Source organism: Bacillus sp. JJ864 (genome assembly GCF_036963045.1).
GTDB lineage: Bacteria > Bacillota > Bacilli > Bacillales > Bacillaceae_G > Bacillus_A > Bacillus_A pseudomycoides_C.
Window position 1 is genome coordinate 246 of sequence record NZ_JBALLY010000182.1, and the last position, 16,095, is coordinate 16,340.

Sequence of the window (16,095 nt, forward strand, 5' to 3'; positions counted from 1 at the left end):
GTGGAAGTAATGCACAATATTTTTAAATATCTATATTTCAAATCTTCATGATTTGAATGTGCAACTAATTGCTTATAATATTCCTGCACTTCTTTAAAGGCATACTTTCGCTCCGCTACAAGTGCTAGTAGCAACAAACACGACTCCTTGCCAACCTCTGAAGAAGTTGAATAGTAATGTTCATGTTCGCATGTTTCCAGGCAATGATTTATCGCTTTCTCTGCCTCTGTATATTTGTTCATTTTTAAAAGAATTATAGATTTAGCATAAAAAAAATCTGGGAAATCCAAATACCTATCTTGATATTGTTCTATCAATTTTAAAACATTCTCATACTGCATACAGCCCATATAGCTATATATTGTTTTTATAACTAAATCAGAAAAAAAAGCTTCTTGTTCACAAGCAAATAAAAGTGGCACATATACAAGTAATGCTTCCTTATATTTCTCATGTTGAAAAAATTCCGTTGCATATGCATATTGCATATACGCATCATCACAGCGTTTTTCCAACGTTTGCTTTAGAATTTTCATATTTCTGCTTTCTTTTTCCTTTCGATATACTTCCTCTTCTAAATACCCGCTATGTTCAATCATAATGTTCGTAAATTGGATTTGTTCTTGTGAAAATGCATAGGTTATATCTTCATGAATAGCACCTCTATACGTAAGAAAAGGTTCATTTTTAAACAGTCGACAACAATAGTCCACCATATAACGAGTTATATCCTTTTTCTTTCCGTAATAGCTTTTAATTTTCACATAATATGCACGCATACCTTCAGTTAATAACGATTGTAAATATTGTTTTTCTACATGCAATGTTTCATCTGCATCTAACACAAGTATCCAGTCACTCGTTGCATACATTAATCCAGCATTTCTTGCCTTGGCAAAATTATTTTCCCATTTATGTTCAACTACAATTGCACCATACTTTCTTGCAATATTTACTGTACAATCTTGCGATCCTGTATCAACGATCACAATTTCTCTTACAATACCTTTTACTGATTCTAAACAAATGGGCAAATCCTTTTCCTCATCACAAACAATCATACATAACGTTACATTTGAAGGTTGCATCATCATCTGATCCTTTTATTTATAAATTGGTTGTATAGAAACTCGTTTATTTATATATACCTCCGGAATTTTCGCAATATGTAAACTATATACATATTGCCTATATATCTGTTCCTCTTTCCCATTCACAGTTGATATAAAGTAACGCCACAATGATGTGATTTGCCATAGTTTATGGTGATTTTCTTTTTGTAAGGCTAATTGAAAGCCATATTGAATACATAACCAGTCTTCTTCGCTTGGAAATATGTCATCAAGCCATTCACCTGTTCGTAAAAAAGATATAAAAACATGCGTCTTATTTTTCATTCTTAATTGTTTATTTTCTACCCAATCATGAAACGCTGTTATAATAGATTGATGAATCGTACGATGCTCCATATATGCAGCCATGTCATACAGTAAGTCGTTTGATAAATTTCCTCTTTCATATATATAAAGAATTAGCGAATTTTTTTGCTGTTGAAAGAACATTTCACATGTTTTTTGTAATAAGGGTAAATCGTCCCAATAATGAAACGTTTGAAATATATCTTCCACTTCTTCTATACTTTCTAGCAATGCCATTATCCTTTCTAATACTTCTCTTTGCTGGGAATCATGTTGTAAAACATTCTTATACAATGCAAGCGCTTCTTTTCGATTTTTTCTTTCCAGTAACTTTGCAAGTTCAAACGGCGCCTTCTTCTTAATAATTCCTTCGTCCATTGTATAATGCAATGGAACTTCTGTTATAGATACAATGATGCGATATATACGAATAGCTTCTGCAAATAAACCAATCTCAGCTGCAACACGCCCCCACAAAAATAGTAAATCTGGAAAATAAGGAAAGCGTTTATTTTCTTTGCGACATACATTCAATACCTCTTTTTTTCTATTCAAGCTATATAGTGTGAAAATTTCCCTTTTTACTGTTAAAGGCCCAAATCCCATATGACTAACATCACAAAGCTCCTTTACCTTTCGCAAATGAAACAACGCATCTTCTAGGCTTCCTACACGTATATACTCACCAGCTAAGTTATAATGATGAAAAGGGTTATCTGGTTCTCTCCTTACTTGTTTTAAGACTAGCGTCATATTACGTTCTTTTTTCTTTTTTTCTTGAACAATTTCTTCTAAATATCCATAATGGTGAATTTGAATTTGTGTATAAGCAACTGACTCATTATGATATTCTTCCGCAATCGCACCACCAATTTGTTCGTGCACCTCACCTGTAAAACGAATTCGGTTATCATTCCGAAAAAAACGTAATACAGGACATGTTTCTACAACCATCTCTCCCTTATTAGATATATGATTAACAATTTGTAGAAAATATGCCGGATGTTTATTTTCATTAGCAAGGGAGCGTAATAACGGTGCGGTATGCTCATCTAATTCTTCATCTGCATCCAAAAATAAAATCCATTCCCCCGTTGCATGCTCTAATGCATAATTACGAGCAGCTGAAAAATCATCATTCCATACAAAATGAAGGATTTTCGTTGCGTAACGTTCTGCAATTTCTACTGTCCGGTCTATAGACCCTGTATCAACAACAATAATTTCATCTACAATATCCACAATACTTTTTAAACAAGCCTCAATCCTTTTCTCTTCATCCTTACAAATCATACAAAATGAAATGAGACTCATAAATGATAATTCCTCCTTTGTACAAACGTTCTATCTGTCATCCACTCCTTCTCATCTATCGCTTGTAATGATTGCATAACAGTAGAAAGTTGCCGGTTAAGAAAAGAACGATTCGAAACACCTTCTTTTATATTTTGCAAACGCTCATAAGTCTCATATAAATACGCATGTGCAGCTGCTATTCTAGCCTTTTCATGGTACGGATTATATTCTAAAATTCTTTCTAATTGCGTGATCGCATGTGCATACTGCTTATTACGAAAGAGCATCTCTCCCATATAAAACAATATTTCTTCGTCGTACTCTTCTTCTTTCATTAATTTATAAAATAAATGTCCGGCTCGTTCAATATAGCCTTCTTTATACAAACTTTTCGCATAATGAATTGTCAATTCTATATCATCTGCACTTTCAAGAATAGATTCACAAGCAGATAGAAGTTGAAGCTGAAGACACCTTTCGATAAAGTGTTTAACCTTCTTTTTTTCATCATTACGCCACGTACTTACATCGTAAATAGAAAAGGAATAACCGTATTGTTCACGTATAACAGGAGGCGCTTCTTCTCCTTTAGCTATATACGTAAGAAAGTGATCTACTAACCACCTATTCTTTTCTTCTACTGTTAATACTGGACCAATGTTTAACACATAATTTTGTATTAACAGCGCTCGCTCTAATTGTCCTTTCCTTATGTAGCACTCATTTTGCACAAATAAATCTTTCTGAGAAAAAGATTCATATTCTTTATATAAATCAAGAATCCTATCATGAGCTCCATATTCTTGTAAAATACTAATAAGAAGCTCTTTCTCTGCTCCTGCTTTCAACACTCTTTTTATCGCTTGTGATAATGTATAATCGGCACTTTGTAAACACATCTCAACAATAGCCTGGTACACTTCTTGAAAATACGGTTGCAAAGCAATCGTTGCACAATAATCGCGTAATGCAGCAACGTCATTTCTATTTTTACGATGAATCTCCCCGCGATAAAAAGATACGATATGGTGTAAATTTTCTCTTTCAGACACATAACGTGATGAATGATTCGTATATGTTTGTACCTTTTCAATTACTTTGAATGCCTGATTATAGAGCCCTTGTTCATATAAGATTTGAATTTGTAATATATACAAGTCCATATAATCTTCATATTTTTGAAGCGCTTCCTCTAGTAATAATAGTGCTTCAGAACTTTTTTTAAGTGCCTTTTTAGTTAAAATTAGGTAGTAATATAATGTATGCAAATACGAAGCGTTCTCTTTCTCTTTCGCCAAACACAATTCAAACAAATCTTCACTTTTTTCATAATTTCCAAGCCGTAAATATTCAACTCCAAGATTATACATATAAAAAGCGGTCATGAATCCTTCCGAAATTGCCATCTCTAATAATTTCATATTCCTGCTTACTTTAGAAAACTTCTGTATGTGCTGCTCAGTATATCCGTAGTGTGTAATAGTCAATTGACTTTCTTGTATATGTTCTAATGAAAAACTTTCTACAATTGTCATTAAAATTTGTTCATGTATACGACCTTTAAATCGAAATCGTTGATCATTTCGAAACAACCGCAACGCACGATGATACGTACTATTATATGTGTCTGTCATATTCTTTACTTCAACCCAATACCCTTGAACAACATCTGTTTGTATATATCGCCTTGTCTCAGCTTCAGTAGCGGTATATATTTCATCTGCATCCAATACTAAAATCCAATCTCCAGTTGAATGATTAATTGCTATATTTCTTGCTTCGCTAAAACTATCTTTCCATGTCGCCTCAACTAATTTTACGTTATACCGTTTAATTTTCATAAGTGTCTCATCTGTAGAGCCAGTATCAACAATTACAATTTCATCTACCCATGATGCAACGCTATGTAAACATTGTTCAATCGTATCAGCAGCATTTTTGACAATGATATTGACCGATAGCTTTACTTTATTCACTACATACCCCCTCCTTACCATTAAGGTATGAAAGCAAAAGCATGTATTAGTCATATTTAAGCCCATAAAATAGAAAAAGAGGGATTCCCCTCTTTTTCCTACTGATGGAAGTTTCACTTTATCCTTGTGCATTAAACCAAACATCAATTGTACTGCTACCGCTCGTTACCTTATATGAAACACGTGTATACTTCATAAAATATTTCGGTGTTACCGGAACAACTGTATTTACTATATTAGTAATTTCTGTATCCGGATAATAATCTGTATCATTAGGACTAATTTCTAATAAAATATTAACGGTGTTCCCAGTTTGATTTTTGACAAAATAAGTATATATATCATAATATTCTGTGACCCTTGAAAGTGTTGCACTTGGTATCGGTGTGTAGCTTGTCGTAGTAACTGGAATATTAAGAGCGTTACTTTCAACAAAATTTTGCTGTGAAATTGCAACAACTGTTGTTACTTGATTAACTGTATTTAACGTTCCACCTTGGATTGTCGTCACCGTTGCTCCATTTACTGCATTTACTGTACTTACTGTATTCACTACATTTAATGTTCCACCCTGAATTGTTGTCACTGTTGCTCCGTTTAATGCATTAACTGTCTTGACTACGTCTAACGTTCCACCTTCAATTGTTGTCACTGTTGCTCCGTTTATCGCATTTACTGTCGTCACTTGATTGACTACGTTTAATGTCCCACCTTGGATTGTCGTTACCGTTGCTCCGTTTATTGCATTTACTGTGGTCACTTGATTGACTACGTTTAACGTTCCACCCTGGATTGTTGTCACTGTTGCTCCATTTATCGCATTTACTGTCGTTACTTGGTCTACTACATTTAACGTTCCACCTAATATCGTTGTCACTGTTGCACTTTCTATTGAAGTAACAGATAAATTCCCAACTACTTCAACCCTGCCGGCCGTATCTGTTAATACAGGTCGTAATGTACCTGTCCCATCTTGTCCGTAAATACTCGTTTGAAATTCTGCTGGATTTAAATTAAAAGTATTATAATTTGGCACATGACTCCCCTCCCCTAAAAATAATTCGCATACACATAACATATGTGTAAAAATATATATTGCAACTTACAAAAAGCATGTATGCGTAAAATTTTTTTTACATTTATTCGGCGGTTTCGAGAAGTTTTTTTAAAATCATAACTTCTCTTACACAAACATATAGAAATAATATTGATGTTTCCACATAACAAAAAAATGATTTTAAATGGAACCGGAGAGAAAAAAGATGCCAAATTATTTCGTTTTTAACACCCCCAATAATTATTTATATTCACTTCTAACCAATACATATACAGCTCCAGCAATTAGTTCTACCCCTGAGGGAGATGCCACTAAATCTCAAATTGTATACACCCTTCCATTTAATACAAGTGTTGCAAGCAGTCAAAATTTACTAATTCAAGTATCAAACCCATCTGGAAGTGGGAAAACGATGTATGTTTCTCGGATTTCTGGAGGGACAACTGCTGCGGCAACTGTCAATATTTATTCTGGAGGTACAATTTCTGGAGGTTCCACTCCGACACCAGTGAATACATACATTGGTAGTTCAAATACAAGCGTTATGACTACAAAAACAAATACAGGTACACTTGGAGGCAGTCCACAAACCATTCTCTCCCTTCTTGTTACAGCTGGTCTATTTTCTATTGATATTAATGGGGGAATCATTGTTCCACCGAATACGACACTTACTGCTACTGTAGGAACTGGTTCTCTCACCGCTTCTGCAAATATTATGTGGTGGGAATATTAGTGATATAGGAGGTGTAACGAAATGAGTAACTATTATGTATTTGATAATGTTAATAATCCTGTTTCTACTAAATCCATCAATACATTCAACAACCCCGGTGTCGTTTCCTCCCCTGAAAATAGCGCCAGTAAAAGCGGCGTTTTCTTTTTTACTACTGCTACAAATTCGCAGTCACTTGGCATTTTGGGTGGTAGTGTCATCATTACATTACAAATTTCCAATCCAAGCGGGAGCGGGAAAACACTATATGTTTCCTCGATCTCTGGAGGCACAGGTGTTTCTTTAAGTTTACTCTCAAGCTTCACGGCTAGTATGCAGCTCATTCAAGGAGGAACCCTGACATCTCCAACTACTTTGACTCCATTTAATGCAAATTTACAAAGCTCAAACACAAGCGTTATGACTGCTCGTTCATCAACATCAGCAGTAAGCGGCGGAACAACTTTTATGAATCTTCCATTACAACCTGGACAATTTTTTATTGACTATACAGGTAGCATTATTGTCCCCCCTAGTAAAAGTATTTCTATTACAATAAATGCTTCCTTATCAGTAGCTGGTGTACTTTCTACAAATGCGAATATATCTTGGTGGGAATACTAACAAACAAAAAACACCTCTCTAGAGAAGAAGTGTTTTTTGTTTATTTATAACGATGCTTGATAAATCTTTACAACATCTTGTTTATTTAATTTTTTAAACTGTCCGAACTCACCATATGCCATTGCTTTTTCTGCCATAACATCAATTTGTTCTTCACCAATTTCATAATTTGCTAAACGAGATGGTGCTCCAATAGATGTCCAAAATTGACGCAATGCTTCAATTCCTTCTAACGCTATGTCAACATCCGCTTTATCTTCTGTTTGAACATGAAACACTCGAATCGCAAATTGTTTAAAACGATCTACATTTTCATGTAAAACATGTTGCATCCAATTTGGGAATAATATCGCTAAACCACCGCCATGCGGAATATCGTACACTGCTGAAACAGCATGCTCAATGTTATGTGTTGCCCAGTCTCCTCGTACGCCCATCGCCAAAATACCATTTAGCGCCATTGTACCACAATATAAAATTGTTTCTCGATGCTCATAACTTTCTAAATCATTTAGCAGTTTCGGAGCTGTCTCAATAACCGTTTGTAAAATAGATTCACAATAGCGGTCCTGCAATGCCGTATTTGTGCCTTGGTGAAAATATTGCTCAAGTACATGCGACATAATATCAACAATACCGTAAATGGTTTGGTTGCGTGGTACAGATATTGTGTGATTTGGATCTAAAATCGAAAATTGCGGAAATGTGACTGGACTCCCCCAGCCATACTTCTCATTTGTTTCCCAATTTGTAATAACCGAACCTGCATTCATTTCAGAACCTGTTGCAGCTAAAGTTAACACTGTTCCAAAAGGTAATGCTTCATTTGCGATCGCTTTTTTCGTAACAAGATCCCACGCATCTCCATCATACTTGCTGCCAGCCGCAATCGCTTTCGTGCAATCAATTACGCTTCCACCGCCCACAGCTAATATAAATTCGACATCATTTTCTTTACAAATTTGAATCCCTTTATTTACTGTTGATAAACGTGGATTAGGTTCTACACCACTCAACTCAAAAATTTCTGCATCTATTTCTTTTAACATAGATATCACATGATCATAAATCCCATTTTGTTTAATACTTCCACCACCATATACGAGTAACACCTTTTTCCCGTATTGAGGTATTTCTAGTTTCAATTGTTCTAATTGACCTTTTCCAAAAATAAGCTTTGTCGGATTACGAAACACAAAGTTTTGCATACACTTCATCCTTTCTAGATAAAAGTAACTATTCTTTTATATATCATATATTTAGCTTTTTATAAAAAAATTTGCTTATGCAAAAAAGAGTCTCAGCTGAAACTGAGACTCTTTTAATAATAAGGTGAAATCATTAAGTATACGATAACTCCAGTAAGGCTTACATATAACCAAATTGGCATTGTCCAACGTACAATTTTACGATGGCGAGTCAATTGGTTTGTAAATCCGTACACTAAAGAAAATAATGCAAGCGGCACAATAATAGCAGCAAGGAAAATATGTGTAATTAAAATAAAGAAATATACATATTTAATGATTCCTTCTCCACCAAAATGCGTTGCTGGCGCTAAATAATGATACGTCAAATACGAAACGCAAAATAGCAATGTTGTTGTAAATGCGGCAAGAATAAATCCTCTATGTAGCTTCACATTCTTTTTAATGATTGAGAACAACGCTGCTAGTAAAAACACGAATGTAAAACTATTACAAATCGCATTAATAAGTGGCAAAATTGTTACATCAAAATGTACTTCTCCTTTGTATCCAACCGATCCAAAAAACAAAAATAAAATAATCGCATTGACGATCACAGAAAGCGTTATTACAACAGGAGCATAGCTCTTCTGTTTCACAGAACCATCAGTCAAATTGTTCACTCCCTCATTCTTCTTAAAATATATAGTAGCTTCATTATTTTAACATATTATTAACAGTATAAATGTGACAAATGTTTGAAATAATCATGTAATGTGAAGCTTCCAGCGTTGATAATCTTTTCATTCACAAGTAGCAAAAAATAAACAATCCTCCTTAAGTCTTTGACTTCTTAAGAAGGATTGTATCGTTTCACACTACAAATTTCAAACCATAGCTTCTGCTTTTAGTTTTTATTAAAAAACATATCGCTATATGCTTGAAAGATCTCAGTTAATTGAAAACCAATCAAAGACATTGCTGTTACTGAAAAGAAACCAATTAATACGAAACGAATCCACATACGAATCTCCTCCTTGTATCATTCATTTAAAATTCAGATGACAAATCGGATGATAGTGGTCGTCTCCTTCTTTTTTCTTTACAACAGCAGTAATATAACGAATAAAGAGCATAATAATGATTGGGAAATATACATGCTTCAAATTTGTCTTGCTTTGTGATATTTCTCCTTGGACGTCGGACGGGGACGTTGAAGAAAAATTAGCACTATTCATATTCCCGTATAAAAATAGGAATTGAATACATAATAATATGCTTACAATTGACATGATATCTTCCCAATCAGTCGTATACAAAAAATTATATATATCTAGCACATATTCCTCCAACGTTACCCCTCCTTTCTTTTTTACTATTTTCCTAATATTCGTATAAAAAGTCAAGAAAAATATTTTATATACACTGTGGTAATAATGATTACATATAATGGAAGGTGATAAAAAGGAAAAATCCATCTGCCCTTCTGATTGTAATTGGAAATCAATTAATCAAAATTATAACAAAAAACAACTGTTTACGTTGAGAAAATGGATGGGTAAATAACAGTAGATTTAAAAACTAACAAAAATATAAAAACCCGAATAGGAACCATTTCACTACCCGGGTTTATGCTTTATTAAGCTTTCTCTTCAAATAATCGTGCAGTTTCAATAATAACTTGAACCGCTTTTTCCATGTTATCTACAGACACATATTCAAATTTACCATGGTAGTTTTCCCCGCCCGTAAAAATATTTGGTGTCGGTAAACCCATATACGATAACTGCGAACCGTCAGTTCCTCCGCGAATCGGTTGAATATTCGGTTCGATATCAAGATTTTTCATTGCCTCATATGCAATATCAACAATCTCTTTCACCGGTTCAATCTTTTCAAGCATATTGTAATACTGATCATTCATCTCAAGTATGATATTTTCTAAACCATATTTCTCTTGCATTTGTTTTGTAATAGCTGCTATGTTCTCTTTTCTAGTATTAAAATGTTCGCGATCAAAATCACGAATAATGTAAGTAGACTGACTTCGCTCAACATCACCATTCATAGAAATAAGGTGATAAAACCCTTCGTATCCCTCTGTATATTCCGGTGCTTCTTCTACTGGTAGTTGCCCATGGAATTCCATTGCGAGCTTATTGGCATTTACCATTTTATTTTTAGCTGTTCCTGGATGAGTACTATTCCCTTTGAAAGTAAGCTTGGCACCAGCAGCGTTAAAGCTTTCATATTCTAATCCACCTAGCGGACCTCCATCCATTGTATATGCAAATGAAGCTCCAAAAGCTTCTACATCAAAATGAGCTGGACCGCGGCCAATTTCTTCATCAGGTGTGAATGCTACTCTAATTTTCCCGTGTTTTATTTGTGGATTATGTAATAAATAATTCATTGCCGTCATAATTTCTGTAATGCCTGCTTTATCATCTGCACCAAGAAGTGTTGTTCCATCTGTTGTAATTAATGTATGCCCTTGATAAGACGGGAGCTCTGGAAATAATTCTGGGGTTAATACAACACCTAGCTCCTTATTTAACGTAATTGCCTTACCATCAAAATTTTCATGAATTTGTGGCTTCACATTTTTCCCTGTAAAATCTGTTGCTGTATCTAAGTGAGCTAAAAAACCAATTACAGGAATTTGCTTGTCCGTATTCGCAGGAAGTGTCGCCATGACGTAGCCATTTTCATCCATCGTTACTTCTGATAATCCAAGCTCTTTTAATTCTTCTACTAATTGCTTTGCAAACTTAATTTGGCCAGGCGTTGATGGAACAGTATGACTTTCTGCATCAGATTGCGTATCCACCTTAACATATCTTGTAAAGCGTTCGATAATTTCTTGTTTCATGCTACTTCACTCCTTTTTGTCTATCTGTATATATTATAAACCTTTGTTACACGTTTTTTTATTTCTTTTCATTGCATCTTTTAAATTTCAATGAACAATCAAAAAAAGCAGGCCTTTGTTCCAAAACAAAGGCCTGCTTTTCTAATATTACTCACCTAAATCAACATTGTGGTACACTTGTTGAACATCTTCTAAATCTTCTAATGCATCAATCATTTTTTCAAATTTCACTTGTGCATCTTCTGGAAGTTCTACTTCATTTTGTGCAAGCATTGTTAGTTCTGCAACTGTATATTCAGTTATACCAGCATTTTTAAATGCTTCTTGCACTGCATGGAATTGATCCGGTTCCGCGTAAACAATAACTGCTTCCTCTTCTTCCAAGATGTCACGCACATCTACATCTGCTTCCATTAAGATTTCAAGTGCTTCATCTGCTGTTTTACCTTCAAGACCAATAACAGCCGTTGCATCAAACATATACGCTACCGATCCGTTTACTCCCATGTTACCAGCATTTTTGCTAAATGCAGCACGTACATCTGCTGCAGTACGGTTCACGTTATTAGTTAATGTATCTACGATTACCATTGATCCATTTGGTCCAAAGCCTTCATAGCGAAGTTCATCATAGGTTTCTTCTGAACCGCCTTTTGCTTTTTCAATCGCACGGTCAATGATTGTTTTCGGTACGTTGTACGTTTTTGCACGTTCAAGTACAACTCTTAAAGTCTGGTTAGATTCTGGATCTGGTTCCCCTTGTTTTGCTGCTACATAAATTTCACGTCCAAACTTCGCATAAATACGACTCGTATTTGCATCTTTTGACGCTTTTTTGTCTTTAATATTGTTCCACTTACGTCCCATACTTGTTCCACTCTCTTTCAACTTTGAATCTACATAAAAATAGTAATATAAAATATGCTGTTTCTTCAACTTTTTTTCATTATATTTCACATTGTTAACAAAAAAGACAAATTGAAGATGTCACATTTATTCACTACATTATATTATACCTTATTACAAGTTTAATAATCAAAGAAAGACAAATGATTCTTATCTATATAAATATAAACCCTCTTGGGCAAGAGCATCTGGCCATGCATAGTAATAACAGTCAGGGCCTTTTCCTGCCACAGACAATGGTTAAAACAAAGAGAGAAAACGAGTGCAAGGCACTTTTTTCTCCCTAGTAGCAACTCAAATGCCGTAAAATTAAAATGGATTTATATATTGATGTATACTACCAACTCCATTAAACTTTTTGAAGGTGTTTCGAGCGATAGTTCAATTTTCAAATTATTATGACATATCTTCATACAGCAAAGCTTAAACAACCTTTTAAAAATAGTAATATATTCAAAATATCGATTCTGTATGAAATCACATAAATTATACAAGCAATTCTTCTCTTCAACTCATTTCTTCAAATCTATTTTCTGAAGTATTCTCTTCACTTATATGACTATGCTTTTTTGAATACGCGAAGTATACAAATGCTCCGATTACTAACCAAATTCCAAAATATAACCACGTTGTGAAAGGTAGATTAATCATTAGAAATACACAACATACAATTGAAATAATCGGTAAAACTGGCACAAGCGGAACCATAAATCCACGCTGTAGTTTTGGGTGCGTTTTACGAAGAATTATTACAGATACACTGACCATCGCAAATGTTAATAGTGCTCCAATATTCGCTAAATTTGATAACTCTTTTAAATCGATAAATCCAGCAATTAAAGCACTTCCGATTCCTGTTAACCATGTTGTAAATACTGGTGCTTCTGTTTTTTCATTAATTTTCGCAAATGATTTTGGAAGTAAACCATCACGACTCATCGCGAAAAATACACGTGTTGTCGCATAGATGTATGCAAAAATTACAGCCATAATACCAATTACGGCCCCAATTGCAATCACACCAGCCACTTTATCTTGTCCCACAACTTCTAATACATAAGCCATCGCTTCCGGTACATTTAATTCTTTGTACGAGACCATTCCTGTCATAACAAGGCAAACTGCAATATAAATGACTGTACAAATAGCGAGTGATGCAATAATACCAATCGGTAAATCGCGCTGTGGATTTTTCACTTCTTCTGCTGAAGTTGCCAGCGCATCAAATCCTAAAAAAGCAAAAAACACAGCCGCTCCGCCTGCAAAAACACCACTTAAGCCATACGGTGCAAATGGAATCCAGTTTGCTGGTTTTACATAAAACACACCAACAGCAATAAATAATACAACAATACTAAGTTTAATTAACACCATTGCATTGTTCACACGTTTACTTTCTTTCGTCCCACGTGATAATAACCATGTTAGTGCAAGCGTAATCATTACTGCTGGCAAATTCACAATACCGCCCTGTGATGGGATTGTTAACAATGCTTTCGGTATTTCTAATCCAAATCCACTTATTAAGTTGTGAAAATACCCCGTCCATCCACCAGCTACTGCTGCTGTTGTTACGACGTATACGGATAGTAACGTCCATCCCATTAAATGTGCTACAAACTCTCCAATTGTTACATATGAATACGTGTATACACTACCTGATACAGGAAGTGTAGAAGCAATTTCGGCATAGCATAAAGCTGCAAATCCACAAACAATTGCTGCAATCATAAATGAAAAAATTACCGCAGGCCCAGCATCTCTTGCCGCAACTAATCCAGTGAGCACAAGAACTCCTGTGCCAATTATCGCACCAATACCTAACATTGTTAGATCAAACGCGCCTAATGATTTCGTTAAAGTTTTACTTTGACTTTCTCTTAACAACTGGGTAACAGATTTCTTTTTAAATAAATTAACTATCTTACTTACCCCCTTATATTAAGAAAAGCTAAGAGGGTCTCTCTTAGCTCTTCCCGTGTTCTATGAACCTATTTCTCAGTCTCGGTTTTTATTTAACAATTTTCAGATCATTACTTTACTTCATTTGCAAAGAAATGCTCACATACGCTAGAAATACGAGTTAAATCAACGTTTCCACCAGAAATAATCGCTGCTACTTTTTTTCCTTTAATATAGGAATCAACTTTACCTGCAAGAAGTGCAGCTGTCGCTAATGCTCCCGCACCTTCTACTACAGCTTTTCCACGTTGTAATAAATCTTTCATAGCTACTTCTAATTCATCTTCTGATACAGTTACAATGTCATCTACTAATTCTTTCACGATTTCAAAAGTTAAGTTTCCTGGAATTTTTACTGCGCACCCATCAGCGATAGTAGGTGCTACATAATGCTCTATAATTTCGCCTTTATCATATGAAGCTTTCATTCCATGAACATTATCAGCTTGAACACCAATTACATTAATAGAAGGATTAAAAGATTTCAGGGCTACCGCGATTCCAGCAATAATTCCGCCGCCGCCAATCGGTACAATGACAGTATCAACGTCCCACATATCATCAAGAATATCGAGACCAATCGTTCCTTGACCTGCCATTACTTCTACATCATCATATGGATGTAAATATGTTTCTCCCGTTTCTTTTATAATTTCTTCACATTTTGCTTTTGCATCATCAAACGTATCACCATATAAAATAACTTCTGAACCATATCCTTTTGTTGCTTCAACTTTCGCTTTTGGAGCAGAAGTTGGCATTACAATTTTACTTTTAATTCCAAGTAAATGTGAAGATAACGCAACACCTTGCGCGTGATTACCAGCTGAACAAGCAATAACACCACGAGCTCTTTCTTCATCTGTTAAATTAGAAATTTTATTGAATGCCCCGCGAAATTTAAATGATCCTGTTAATTGCATATTTTCTAATTTTAAGTATATTTCCCCACCTGTTTTACTTGTTAAATAAAAGGATTTAACAAGCGGTGTTTTACGTGCGTTTCTATCAAGAACTTGTTTGGCATTTTTTATATCAACAATATTTAGTGACAAAGTTTTCGTAATCATATTAACACTTCTTTCAATTGTTTATATTTTAACCCTAACGTTGTTCCTAAATTTTTATAAGACTTCTTTCAATTGTTTATAATCTAACCCTAACGTTGTTCCTAAATTTTCATAAGTAATGGTTCCTTTATAAATATTAACACCATGTACTAATGCAGGTTTGTTTTGAAGAGTCTCTTCTAAACCATCGTTAGCAATTGCTAATAAATAATCGATATTTCCATTCGCTAACGCCATAGTAGAAGTACGTGGGGTTGCCCCAGGCATATTTGGTACAGCATAATGGATGACATCGTGCTTAATAAATATAGGATCATTATGTGTTGTATAGTGATCAATTGTTTCAACTGTTCCGCCTTGGTCGATTGCAATATCAACAATAACACTTCCTGGTTTCATAGACTGAACCATATACTCTTTCACAATTTTTGGTGGTCTAGCACCCGGAATTAAAATAGTTGAAATAAATAAATCTGCATTTTTAATTGTTTTCTCTAAGTTTTCAGTATTAGATTCCATAACTTCAACTGGAGCATTTGCATATTTTTCTTGTAAATAAGCAATTTGTGTTTTATTTAACTCTAAAATTGTTACGTGGCAACCGATTCCAACAGCCATATCACATGCATTAATTGCAGCGTTACCTCCGCCTAAAATCACAACATTACCAGCAGGAATACCCTCTATTCCTGATAATAAAATTCCTTCTCCTTCATGTTGCTTTTCTAAATAATAAGCTCCCATAAACACTGCTCGGCGCCCAGCAATTGCACTCATCGGTTTTAATAATGTTAAAACGCCATTTTCACTAATTGTTTCTCCAGCAATAGCAGTTGTTCCCGCTTTTCTCATCGCTTCCACACACTCTTTGGAAGCTGCTAGATGTAAAAATCCCCAAACAATTAAGTCTTTCTTAAAATATTTATACTCTTCCGCTAAAGGTTCTTTTACTTTTACTACCATATCAACATCCCAGGCTTGCTCTTGATTAACTAAAATAGCACCTGTATTT

Annotated in this window: 14 protein-coding genes; 2 read left to right on the top strand and 12 right to left on the bottom strand. The window is 34.7% G+C overall.

The window, feature by feature from the left end; genetic code table 11:
• From V7024_RS21970 to V7024_RS21985, 4 genes are all read right to left on the bottom strand, one after another.
• Nucleotides 1–1,091, bottom strand: a 1,091-nt coding sequence (locus tag V7024_RS21970; RefSeq protein ID WP_335523906.1) for a glycosyltransferase family 2 protein, incomplete at its 3' end; no start/stop codon positions are given.
• 12 nt (nucleotides 1,092–1,103) lie between these two features.
• Nucleotides 1,104–2,732, bottom strand: coding sequence for a tetratricopeptide repeat-containing glycosyltransferase family 2 protein (locus V7024_RS21975; RefSeq protein WP_335523908.1), 1,629 nt, complete (start codon nucleotides 2,730–2,732; stop codon nucleotides 1,104–1,106).
• Nucleotides 2,729–4,690 carry a glycosyltransferase family 2 protein gene (locus tag V7024_RS21980; protein ID WP_335523910.1) on the bottom strand — a complete coding sequence of 654 codons (1,962 nt, stop codon included), beginning with the start codon at nucleotides 4,688–4,690 and terminating at the stop codon, nucleotides 2,729–2,731. Before V7024_RS21980 ends, V7024_RS21975 begins: the two co-directional genes overlap by 4 nt.
• 118 nt (nucleotides 4,691–4,808) lie before the next feature.
• On the bottom strand, nucleotides 4,809–5,726 hold the full coding sequence (locus V7024_RS21985; protein WP_335523912.1) for a DUF6385 domain-containing protein: 918 nt from the start codon (nucleotides 5,724–5,726) through the stop codon (nucleotides 4,809–4,811).
• Between the two features lie 226 nt (nucleotides 5,727–5,952).
• Between V7024_RS21985 and V7024_RS21990 the strand changes: the two genes are divergently transcribed.
• Nucleotides 5,953–6,483 (top strand): hypothetical protein, encoded by a 531-nt coding sequence (locus tag V7024_RS21990; RefSeq protein ID WP_335523914.1) that lies wholly within the window; start codon nucleotides 5,953–5,955, stop codon nucleotides 6,481–6,483.
• 21 nt (nucleotides 6,484–6,504) lie between these two features.
• Nucleotides 6,505–7,086: a hypothetical protein gene (locus tag V7024_RS21995; protein ID WP_335523916.1), complete on the top strand. Its 582-nt coding sequence runs from the start codon at nucleotides 6,505–6,507 to the stop codon at nucleotides 7,084–7,086.
• A gap of 44 nt (nucleotides 7,087–7,130) precedes the next feature.
• On the opposite strand, the gene V7024_RS22000 is transcribed toward V7024_RS21995, so the two are convergent.
• From V7024_RS22000 to V7024_RS22035, 8 genes are all read right to left on the bottom strand, one after another.
• The gene (locus V7024_RS22000; RefSeq protein ID WP_335523917.1) at nucleotides 7,131–8,294 is read right to left on the bottom strand and encodes an iron-containing alcohol dehydrogenase; all 1,164 of its coding nucleotides are present in this window, start codon (nucleotides 8,292–8,294) and stop codon (nucleotides 7,131–7,133) included.
• Nucleotides 8,295–8,407: 113 nt separating this feature from the next.
• Nucleotides 8,408–8,956, bottom strand: coding sequence for a DUF420 domain-containing protein (locus tag V7024_RS22005; protein WP_438824499.1), 549 nt, complete (start codon nucleotides 8,954–8,956; stop codon nucleotides 8,408–8,410).
• Between the two features lie 363 nt (nucleotides 8,957–9,319).
• Complete coding sequence (locus V7024_RS22010) at nucleotides 9,320–9,625, bottom strand: hypothetical protein (protein WP_335523921.1); 306 nt, start codon at nucleotides 9,623–9,625, stop codon at nucleotides 9,320–9,322.
• A gap of 287 nt (nucleotides 9,626–9,912) precedes the next feature.
• The gene (gene pepT, locus V7024_RS22015; protein ID WP_335523923.1) at nucleotides 9,913–11,145 is read right to left on the bottom strand and encodes a peptidase T; all 1,233 of its coding nucleotides are present in this window, start codon (nucleotides 11,143–11,145) and stop codon (nucleotides 9,913–9,915) included.
• 147 nt (nucleotides 11,146–11,292) lie between these two features.
• Nucleotides 11,293–12,012: a YebC/PmpR family DNA-binding transcriptional regulator gene (locus V7024_RS22020; RefSeq protein ID WP_335523925.1), complete on the bottom strand. Its 720-nt coding sequence runs from the start codon at nucleotides 12,010–12,012 to the stop codon at nucleotides 11,293–11,295.
• A 546-nt stretch (nucleotides 12,013–12,558) separates the two neighbouring features.
• Nucleotides 12,559–13,974, bottom strand: a complete 1,416-nt coding sequence (locus V7024_RS22025) for an amino acid permease (RefSeq protein ID WP_335523932.1) — start codon at nucleotides 13,972–13,974, stop codon at nucleotides 12,559–12,561.
• Between the two features lie 110 nt (nucleotides 13,975–14,084).
• The gene (gene tdcB, locus V7024_RS22030; protein ID WP_335523927.1) at nucleotides 14,085–15,083 is read right to left on the bottom strand and encodes a bifunctional threonine ammonia-lyase/L-serine ammonia-lyase TdcB; all 999 of its coding nucleotides are present in this window, start codon (nucleotides 15,081–15,083) and stop codon (nucleotides 14,085–14,087) included.
• A 54-nt stretch (nucleotides 15,084–15,137) separates the two neighbouring features.
• On the bottom strand, nucleotides 15,138–16,095 hold a 958-nt coding region (locus V7024_RS22035), incomplete at its 5' end, for an alanine dehydrogenase (RefSeq protein WP_335523930.1).

Coding starts and splice junctions, on each gene's coding strand:
- V7024_RS21995 (WP_335523916.1), top strand. CDS start 6,505: ATGAGTAACTATTATGTATTTGATAATGTTAATAATCCTGTTTCTACT.
- V7024_RS21975 (WP_335523908.1), bottom strand. CDS start 2,732: ATGAGTCTCATTTCATTTTGTATGATTTGTAAGGATGAAGAGAAAAGG.
- tdcB (WP_335523927.1), bottom strand. CDS start 15,083: ATGATTACGAAAACTTTGTCACTAAATATTGTTGATATAAAAAATGCC.
- V7024_RS22020 (WP_335523925.1), bottom strand. CDS start 12,012: ATGGGACGTAAGTGGAACAATATTAAAGACAAAAAAGCGTCAAAAGAT.
- V7024_RS21990 (WP_335523914.1), top strand. CDS start 5,953: ATGCCAAATTATTTCGTTTTTAACACCCCCAATAATTATTTATATTCA.
- pepT (WP_335523923.1), bottom strand. CDS start 11,145: ATGAAACAAGAAATTATCGAACGCTTTACAAGATATGTTAAGGTGGAT.
- V7024_RS22000 (WP_335523917.1), bottom strand. CDS start 8,294: ATGCAAAACTTTGTGTTTCGTAATCCGACAAAGCTTATTTTTGGAAAA.